Source organism: Moorena sp. SIO1G6 (genome assembly GCF_010672795.1).
Classification (GTDB): Bacteria; Cyanobacteriota; Cyanobacteriia; order Cyanobacteriales; family Coleofasciculaceae; genus Moorena; species Moorena producens.
The window spans coordinates 62,040-70,705 of record NZ_JAAHFZ010000033.1; the positions used below are offsets into that span (position 1 = coordinate 62,040).

The window sequence follows — 8,666 nt, forward strand, 5'->3', positions numbered from 1 at the left end:
AGCCTGAAATTATTACCCAAAAAACATGTCACCCCCCTAGGTAGTATTACTATGATTAACTAGAGACAAATTAGGGAACTAACAATGAGCAACATCTACGTATTTCATCAGGGGCGAGGAGATAGTGGCTGGCTCTGGTATAACGTTTTTGATGGCAATGAATGGGTTGGAGACCAACAAGTTCCTAAAACTGGGATGACAGGAGATCCATCAGCAGTAGTATACAATGACCTTCTCTATGTGTTCCACCAAGGACGGGGAGATAGTGGTTGGCTCTGGTATAACGTTTTTGATGGCAATGACTGGGCTGGAGATCAAGAAATTGGTAAGACTGGTATAACTGCTGGCCCATCAGCAGTAGTATACAATGACCTTCTCTATGTATTCCACCAAGGACGAGGAGATAGTGGTTGGCTCTGGTATAACGTTTTTGATGGCAATGAGTGGGCTGGAGATCAAGAAGTTCCTAAGACCGGAATTACGTCTAGTCCATCAGCAGTAGTATACAATGACCTCCTCTATGTGTTCCACCAAGGACGAGGGGATAGTGGCTGGCTCTGGTATAACGTTTTTGATGGCAATGAGTGGGCTGGAGATAAAGAGGTACGGGGCACAGGTTTAACCGATGATCCAGATGCATTAGTCTACAACGGTCAAATATACGTGTTTCACGAGGGCAGAGGTGATAACGGTTGGGTCTGGTGTAATATCTTCGATGGCAATGAGTGGGCTGGAGATCACAAGATACATAAAACTGGGATAACTGCTGGACCATCAGCAGTCGTATATAATGACCAAATTTACCTGTTACATCAAGGGCGAGATGACAGTGGATGGATGTGGTGTAATGTGTTTGATGGTTCTGAATGGGTTGGAGACGAAGAAGTACCCAAGACTGGTATTTCTGAAGGACCAAGTGCAGTGCTTTACTAAGTGATTGCGCATTGCTGAATCAAGATAAGAATGTAGAATTAAGAATGTAGAATGTAGAATTAAGAATTTAGAATGTAGAATTAAGAATTGGGAATTGGTAATAAAGAATTGGGAATTGGGAATTGGGAATTCTGCCTTCTGACTTCTGACTTCTGACTTCTGCCTTCTTAATTCTACATTCTGCATTCTACATTCTACATTCTTAATTCTACATTCTTAATTCTACATTCTGCATTCTAAATTCTACATTCTTAATTCTACATTCTCTCCTCCTTCAAGCACAATCGATCCAATAACTCCCTCGGAATAGTCTCAAAATCCTCCAACAAAAAATCCATAATCGCCAGAGGTTGCAAGTGAACAGGAGTCGGAGGGTTACAGCGACGACTAGTGTTAAACCAGCCGTTAACAGTGTGAGCAGAACAAGAGCAGATCAAAGCTATATCTTCCTGGGTTAAGTCCCACTTTTGGTAAAACCGTTGTGGTGTCATACCCAATTGGTAGTAACTATACAGTCGGATTAGTATTTGCTCTCGCTTCTTGATGCAGTCGCTCATGGGGGAAACCCCCAAGACCGCGCTGCATCGCTCCGTGATGGGATAGGGATACAAATTTTCCTGCTTCGGTTCCCTCTGTTGTCCAAGCTGCTCAAGACGCTCCATGGCTTCGTGATAATCGAGCTTGATGATGAATAAATCGTTTTTTTGCCATTATGATAGAGTTACCTAAACTGTGGTTTGGTAGAGAGCCGCGCTTGAGGGGAGTCAACCAAGAAGCGCGGCTCTTTTCGCCATGTTTATATTATAAATAGTGTCTATGGTTGTTGTCAAGTAAAAAATCAAAAAAAATTGGATAATTTACGAAATTTGTAATAATTATTGACAACTAAAGTGTTAGTTTTGTAACAAGTTTAGCTAATAGCAAACTAAGGATAGTTTAAGACATAGTATTTTGCTTTAGAAGAAGCAGGGAGCAGGGAGCAGGGAGTAGGGAATAGGGAAGAGAAAAGAGGGAACAGGCCAAAAATTATCTGTACCTCATTAGGCTAAAAACCGCTATACTTTGGAGAAAACAAGGCAGAGGACAGAAGGCAGAAGTGAATTCAACCTTGGCCTATTGGCCACGCAATCACGTTCAACCTTAAACAACCTTCAACCTTCAACCTTCAACCTTCAACCTTCAACAACCTTCAACCTTCAACAACCTTCAACCTTCAACAACAGAAGAACCACTACCCGATAATGACTAAGACGTTACCAACGGGATGAGCCGGGCATGGATCGGATAATCCAGGGGATGTAGAGATGGGCTTGAGTACGCGATCGCGTAGCGTCTTTGTAGGAGAATCGCAGCTGCACCTGAACTTGCATGTCACCTCCCCAGAAATTTTTTGCGTAATTGTTGGTGGTTACCCGGATAACTATATAGATACTTAAAAATCAGCTATTAGCAGCTTGCATGTCACACTCCAGCTGCTGTCTGGTCAAAAGGGGACTAAAACTACTACTTTTGTAGCATTACCGTCTAATTTAGAGTATCGATTAGCTGAAAATACGAAAAGTTGCAAACTGATTATAGAAACACAACTAAATCATGATTACAGAAAAATTACTTGATGAAGAATTACTTGATAATGAAGAAATAATTAGCAGTCATGATTCTGCCATATATATTGATACGGAAGAATACCACATAAGTAAACCATTACCAAGCTTCAACCCATTGTGGGCTAGAATACTTACAGGTAGAGGAAGAAAAAATCAAATATTATTGATTCGAGGCAAATTTTATTTAACAAATTATCGAATAGTCTTTAAAGCTAGAGAAGAGAAATCCGATATATTCTTATCAACAGAAAATTCTATTAATTTGATTAATAGTACTAAAAATCGTCTTCACGGTAAAATCGATATATTCTTATGGGATATACAATTGATGAAGCGATTCAAAAGTATGATGACTAGAGGTTTGGATATATACACTAGAAATCATGGAAATTATAAATTTTTAATTTCTTTTGCAAACTTAGAAAAAATAATTAAAGATTTCCAAAGCATGACTATGAAAATAGATGAACAAAAAGTAAGCAATCTTATCAAATTTTCAAATAAAGTTTTTAGATATAGTAGCAATTTAATGGTAAATAAAAGATTAGAAGAACAGAACAAATACTGGTTAAAAGTAAATATAATTGTATTACTAATAAGGCGGATGAGGATACCTTTAGCAATAATTATTGCAATAATATTTTTTATTTAAAAGGTAGCGTTTATTATTGCTTTTGTACCAGTTATTTGTTTGTTGAAGCTGTTTGGTATAGATGTTGATGTTACAGGATAATAGTAAAATGGAAAATAACAACTCTCTTGTTGCAGAAGTCAAGGAAAAAGCAAATTTGACAAATTCTGAAGAATTATCTTTAGAAGAAAGTCAAAAAATTTTAAATCTTATAGAAGAAGGTGAAATTGAGGAAAAACACATAAAAGCTCTTGCAAAAGATTCACCTAAATTTTCTACTAAATTTATTGAATCCATGACTGAGTTAGTTCACACATTCCCGAGCTTAGTGGAAAAAGTAGGTGATGTAAATCAGGAAGCACTTGATAAAATTGATCATATTAACCACACGGTAAAAACCTTAAATGAGTTAGCAGATAATATTCAATCTGACGAAGGAAAAATAAGAATAGCAGAATTAATTTTTCAAGTTTCAAAAGACTATAGCGAAACTATAAAAGAAATTAATTCTAATAATAACAATACTTGGTCAAAAATTGGTGGGACTATTGCATCTGCTTTTGTATTCGGATTAGCTATAATAGTTCAAGGGTTTGGAGGTGATTCTACTTAATAGTAATAATAAAGAGGAAATAGAAGGTTCTAAACAATAAACAGTTCCAGCGTAGTAGCGCGCCTGATTTTAAAAAAGCCCCCTTAGTCCCCCGAGCAATCCCTCGCTCGGGGGACTTTTAGAGTTTTATTCCTCCCTCGGTGCGCTTCCCATAGGCAAATTAAATTCGTCACGGGTCGCACCACAAGATTGGGAATTAGGGGGCAAAACTATACCGATAATCAGCAACTAGTACTAATCATCTACAGCATCAAACTCTACTTAGAACGACGCAATCGTTTAGCAGCCTGTAATCCCTGATTAACAGTAGTAGTGCTAAAGGCTGCTACCTGAAGCCATGGGACAATAGCTTTGATGCTCTGTTGGACATCACTACTCGTACTGCAAGTAGCGACAACAGCAAGAGTTATAGGAACACAAAAATGTCCCATAGCCTGAAGAGAATTTTTCATGCTAATTTTCTCCTTAATTTTTAGGAACCAAAGGAGATTAAGCTTAATATCGTTAAGACGAACATAATATTAAACTTAATCACTAAATCGAACTATGAAGGCTGTGTCATAGTTCGATTTAAATATTAACCGATTCAATTGATAGTTATATGTTGCGCTTTTTTATTTTCCTAAAAATTTAAGTAAACTTTAAGTAAAACTGGCTCTTCCGTACTTGTTATGCTAAATTAACACTTTGCCAAAGGGAGTAGGGAGAAGGGATCAGGGAGAAGGGAGCAGGAGGAAGAGGCAGTATGAAGAACTGTAAAACTTTAAACAAACTTCATTAAAAATTTGTATTATAAGTCGCGGCAAGTTGTCTAAATAAATTAGACTAAGTTACAGACGAACATAATATTAAACCTAACAGCTAATGTCGGACTATTGAATAAGGCTGTGTCATAGTCCGATTATTTTCAACTTATTGGACAAAGGCAGCACTACCACAAACATGCCCTTGCCCTAGAATTAACGATCGCCCCTCACATCAAGAGTTATCTCAGCAGTTATCACCCGGTCCGTCTGTGAAACAATCTTCACCCGTCTCACCCGACCAGTATAGGGCGTTCGCGTAGCGTCTCCCTAGGAGAATCGCACAATACTCAATTCTGCCAGCTCCTTCTCCACCTCTTGGGATTGCTTCACCAAAGATGCCAGCTGGTACTGCTGCCGCTGTAAATTAGTTTGATAAGTCATCATTTTCAGAGAATGCTGGTAAATCTGTTGTTGGTAACGAGTTTTCGCAGCATTTAACCGAGCTATAGCAGATTGAATCGAAATCTGAGCCTTAATCCGCTTTTCCTGTAACCGTTGTCGTTTCTGGATTCTATCTTGGTCTACGAGTTCAAGCCTTTATCAATAACCACCATTGGTGAAAAGGTTAAATCTCCTGGTGGCGATGTTGTAGTTGTTGTTAAGTCTGGGGAGATAGAGCAGCGAAATAGCTTGTTAAATTGAGCACCGGAAAATTTTTAGTTCAATGTTTCCCCAGTTGTTGAAGCTCGACGGCTGGAGTTTCTGTTCTTAGTTTCTGGTACAGAGGTTGTTTTTCGGGTACACGGTGTTTTTGTTTTCGGGTATGTGGTGGGGGTTTTGTGGATAGGTGGTGTCGGTTGTGTGCTGAGGGTTGAGGTGTAGGTAGTTGTTTGGGATTACGTAGCGTCTGCAATATGCGGAGGGTCCTTTTCAGGGCTCATGTCACCCCCTCAGTCTGAACAGTTACATTATTGTTTTTTATAGCGCTTTTTAGCCTCATGAGGTACACATTTTTTCCCTCTTCCCTCTTCCCTCTTCCCTCTTTCCTGCTCCCTGCTCCCTAAAACCCAAAAACTTGTACCTTACTAGATTTAAAACCGCTATATTGAAACAATTATGTCACAAAAATATTCTAATATTTATTGTCATATACATTTAAATAGTTCTACACTATTTAAGTAGGTGGGCTTAATTATCGGTAAAATAGCGATTGAGATTTAAAATGCTGAAACCCTTTTTAATAAAGGCTTTCAGCCTCATTTTTCTATTTTGAGTTTTAACGTTTATTTATGCCCACCTACTTAAATGTATTTAGAGGATTACATAATGGCTCAAATTACAATTTCAGATCTTTCTGAAACTAATAATAAGCAAAAATTGCAAGATATACCATATGCTGAATTAAACTCTGTTTATGGAGGGGGTGGACAACTTTGTTTAGTTTTCTTAAATGATGTACTTAATATGTGGGATGATTATGATAATATTGTAGGCCATGCAGATTCTAATAGTGGAATATTAATAGGATGGAATTAGGTTGGTGCAAATAAAAACCAATAATTTTATATTAGGGGTAAATTAAGCAATTTACTCTAAAGTGCTAAATCTAGCTTAAATTTTGGAGTTGTTTGAACTACCCCAACCCAACTTTTACGAAGTAGGTTAGGGTAGTTCACATAGCAGACTTGCTTCAGAAGACGGCTTGCGATCGCTACTTTTGCAAGAGGTCTATTGTGTTATTGTTCCAAATACAGTATTACTCCCGTTAATTAGTTTTGTGCGCCATTTTGACTGTTATTTTTAGTGGAGAGGCATGATACCTGTACTGACTATTAATAACTACAGAATCTGGAGGGGTGACATGCAAGCTGAAATCATTACTAGGTAGTAATTTCAGGCAGTTACAAAAAGATACATAGTGAGTCCTCAGATGCGCCCGCCACCATCCTTCTGTTAAAACCCCAACTTCTGCACCGCCCTACGCTTAACCTCCTCACCCCGTCGGTCATACTTAGCGGTAGTCACAGGGGAAGCATGGCCAGCTAACTTCTGTACCGTCACAATATCAATCCCAGCATCAAGCAAATCAGAGCAGAAGGTTCTGCGAAAATCATGGGGACTAAAGGACTCCACCCCAGCCTGTTTAGCCCGCTTCTGCAAAATCAACAATACGGCCTGAGGGGTCATTTTTCTGTACTGTATCTGTCCACCTTTCTGTATTGGGCACAACAGCGCCCCTGGTTGGTGACCTCTTGTGCTCAACCAATCATTTACAAAAGCGATGCTCTTCAGAGCCGCTCCGCGAACGCACCTTCCGGTAAATAAACCGTCCTATCCTTCCCCCCCTTACCCTGGCGCACTTCCAATGCACCAGTGGAACCATCAAAATCTCGCACTTCCAGCTTCACCACTTCTGCCCGTCGCAGTCCTGTACCCCGTAGGATGCCAATTAGAGCTTTATCCCTAGCCCCTTGATTAGTTGTATCGGAAGTACACACCTCAATAAGTGCTTTAATTTCTGTTTGAGTTAACGCCCGACCTCTAGGTAAGGGATGATTCTTAATCCTGGGTAAATCCACCGCCGCCTCGAAATCTTCTGGATCCATCAGTTTCAACTTCTTTGCCACAGCCAATACTCCCCTGAGGGCTGCCATCTTCTTCTTGACCGTGGCGGGGGCATTTATTTCTAGTAGTGCGGCTTGGACGGCGGCGGTGTGCTGATAGGTGAGAGCTGCCCAATTAAGGGTATCCGCATCGCATTCGTTATTGGTTAGTAGGGATGCGATCGCATCCAAAGCTTGCCTCATTGTTGGCTGCGACCCAGGACTCAAAATACTCAAATAAACCCGTGCCGGATGCCCAGTCAACGGTGAAGCTGTGGTGAGACAGAGTGAGGTGGTAGTGAGGGTCACACTGAACCGATGGACAGTCTTGTTCTGCGCGAATAACAACTTTTTTGTATTACACTCTTGACACTTTGTAGTGTATTATGTAGTATATATATAACAAAGTAATACAGGACGAACACCTGCTTGCTCTGAAGCACCTTGAAAACTTCAGAGAATCCTAAATCTATGGGTCGGCTCACCTATTGGCGTGGGTAACTGTCTTTGACACTCCCCAGCCTGTCCGCGTAAGCGAGCTTACATCCGGTGGTTTAAAAACGCGGGGTTTTGGCTTGTGGGAATTTCCATAAGGATCTGTCTAAATCGAAAACCTAGCAATCCATCCACGTTGTACAAATAGCGGTAGCTCAGATGCCACATCAATAGCTAATTCATCAGCAGCTAGGTCTTGACAAATTGCTTCAAATCGATTTTCGGCTTGAAAAGCTTTCAGCAGTTGCCATTCTGCTTTTGTTGGCAGCTCAATGCGCATATCATAACCATTGCGCCAGAGGAATAGTTGTATGCCCCCTTCATCCAAATTCACTTGCTGATCACCTTCGTATTCAGGCTGATTAACTTCCCAAATGCGATGGATCGGGTAAGCTGACTCAATCAGAACACTATTTTTAGGTAAATGGAAAATCAGTTCTCCCCATTTTTCTTGGGGAACTGTACTCAATGCTTGGACATCTAACTTGGTAGCCTCTTCACCATTAAACACACGATGCCAGTGCCACTCTAACCTGGCCACATCTGGTAAATAGGGTAACTGTTTTGCTGGCTCAAAATTGGCTAGAAAATCAGGAAAGTGCTCGCCATAATTTCCTAAATCCATTGATATAGAAGGAAACCGTTGGATATAGCTTATCGCTGTTCCATCAAAAAATTTCTCTCCCACCAAACAACAGCAGACTGGATAAATTGACATTAAGGTTTGGCTCAGGTTGCCTAGGACACTGCTACGATAAATCGCTAACCCTTCAGCAGGGGTCAATTGTTTAGCTGCTTTGATGTGTTGAGCAATGGTTTGTGTACTGGCAGGATTATTTTCAAAAACAGCATCGTAAAATAACTGTTGTAGTGTCCTTAATTCCATCTACTTACCTGATCTAAATACGTAAGCTATCAGCTATCAGCTATCAGCTATCAGCTATCAGCTATCAGCTATCAGCTATCAGCTATCAGCTATCAGCTATCAGCTATCAGCTATCAGCTATCAGCTATCAGCTATCAGCTATCAGCTATCAG

Annotated in this window: 8 protein-coding genes and 1 pseudogene; 5 read left to right on the forward strand and 4 right to left on the reverse strand. The window is 40.1% G+C overall.

Annotated elements, in window-relative coordinates; all coding sequences use genetic code 11:
• Window positions 1-84 precede the first annotated feature (84 nt).
• Window positions 85-933 (forward strand): hypothetical protein, encoded by an 849-nt coding sequence (locus tag F6K63_RS25080; RefSeq protein WP_287251475.1) that lies wholly within the window; start codon window positions 85-87, stop codon window positions 931-933.
• 257 nt (window positions 934-1,190) lie between these two features.
• On the opposite strand, the gene F6K63_RS25085 is transcribed toward F6K63_RS25080, so the two are convergent.
• Window positions 1,191-1,595, reverse strand: a complete 405-nt coding sequence (locus F6K63_RS25085) for a hypothetical protein (RefSeq protein ID WP_287313412.1) — start codon at window positions 1,593-1,595, stop codon at window positions 1,191-1,193.
• 454 nt (window positions 1,596-2,049) lie between these two features.
• On the opposite strand from F6K63_RS25085, the gene F6K63_RS25090 reads away from it, so the two are divergent.
• From F6K63_RS25090 to F6K63_RS25100, 3 genes are all read left to right on the forward strand, one after another.
• Complete coding sequence (locus tag F6K63_RS25090) at window positions 2,050-2,175, forward strand: hypothetical protein (RefSeq protein ID WP_287255003.1); 126 nt, start codon at window positions 2,050-2,052, stop codon at window positions 2,173-2,175.
• Between the two features lie 351 nt (window positions 2,176-2,526).
• Window positions 2,527-3,192, forward strand: coding sequence for a hypothetical protein (locus F6K63_RS25095; protein ID WP_287255000.1), 666 nt, complete (start codon window positions 2,527-2,529; stop codon window positions 3,190-3,192).
• Window positions 3,193-3,280: 88 nt separating this feature from the next.
• Window positions 3,281-3,784: a hypothetical protein gene (locus F6K63_RS25100; protein ID WP_287254998.1), complete on the forward strand. Its 504-nt coding sequence runs from the start codon at window positions 3,281-3,283 to the stop codon at window positions 3,782-3,784.
• A 257-nt stretch (window positions 3,785-4,041) separates the two neighbouring features.
• Here the strand turns inward: F6K63_RS25100 and F6K63_RS25105 are convergent, their stop codons facing one another.
• The gene (locus F6K63_RS25105) at window positions 4,042-4,236 is read right to left on the reverse strand and encodes a hypothetical protein (protein ID WP_287254996.1); all 195 of its coding nucleotides are present in this window, start codon (window positions 4,234-4,236) and stop codon (window positions 4,042-4,044) included.
• A 1,620-nt stretch (window positions 4,237-5,856) separates the two neighbouring features.
• Between F6K63_RS25105 and F6K63_RS25110 the strand changes: the two genes are divergently transcribed.
• Window positions 5,857-6,066 carry a hypothetical protein gene (locus F6K63_RS25110; protein ID WP_287255901.1) on the forward strand — a complete coding sequence of 70 codons (210 nt, stop codon included), beginning with the start codon at window positions 5,857-5,859 and terminating at the stop codon, window positions 6,064-6,066.
• Between the two features lie 417 nt (window positions 6,067-6,483).
• Here F6K63_RS25110 and F6K63_RS37410 read toward each other — a convergent pair.
• Window positions 6,484-7,442, reverse strand: a pseudogene (locus tag F6K63_RS37410) (tyrosine-type recombinase/integrase).
• Between the two features lie 292 nt (window positions 7,443-7,734).
• Window positions 7,735-8,514, reverse strand: a complete 780-nt coding sequence (locus F6K63_RS25120) for an HvfC/BufC N-terminal domain-containing protein (RefSeq protein ID WP_287298037.1) — start codon at window positions 8,512-8,514, stop codon at window positions 7,735-7,737.
• Window positions 8,515-8,666: the final 152 nt, after the last annotated feature.

Excerpts from the sequence above, each read along its gene's own strand:
- F6K63_RS25080 (WP_287251475.1), top strand. The coding sequence starts at position 85 with ATGAGCAACATCTACGTATTTCATCAGGGGCGAGGAGATAGTGGCTGG.
- F6K63_RS25085 (WP_287313412.1), bottom strand. The coding sequence starts at position 1,595 with ATGGAGCGTCTTGAGCAGCTTGGACAACAGAGGGAACCGAAGCAGGAA.
- F6K63_RS25095 (WP_287255000.1), top strand. The coding sequence starts at position 2,527 with ATGATTACAGAAAAATTACTTGATGAAGAATTACTTGATAATGAAGAA.
- F6K63_RS25100 (WP_287254998.1), top strand. The coding sequence starts at position 3,281 with ATGGAAAATAACAACTCTCTTGTTGCAGAAGTCAAGGAAAAAGCAAAT.
- F6K63_RS25105 (WP_287254996.1), bottom strand. The coding sequence starts at position 4,236 with ATGAAAAATTCTCTTCAGGCTATGGGACATTTTTGTGTTCCTATAACT.
- F6K63_RS25110 (WP_287255901.1), top strand. The coding sequence starts at position 5,857 with ATGGCTCAAATTACAATTTCAGATCTTTCTGAAACTAATAATAAGCAA.
- F6K63_RS25120 (WP_287298037.1), bottom strand. The coding sequence starts at position 8,514 with ATGGAATTAAGGACACTACAACAGTTATTTTACGATGCTGTTTTTGAA.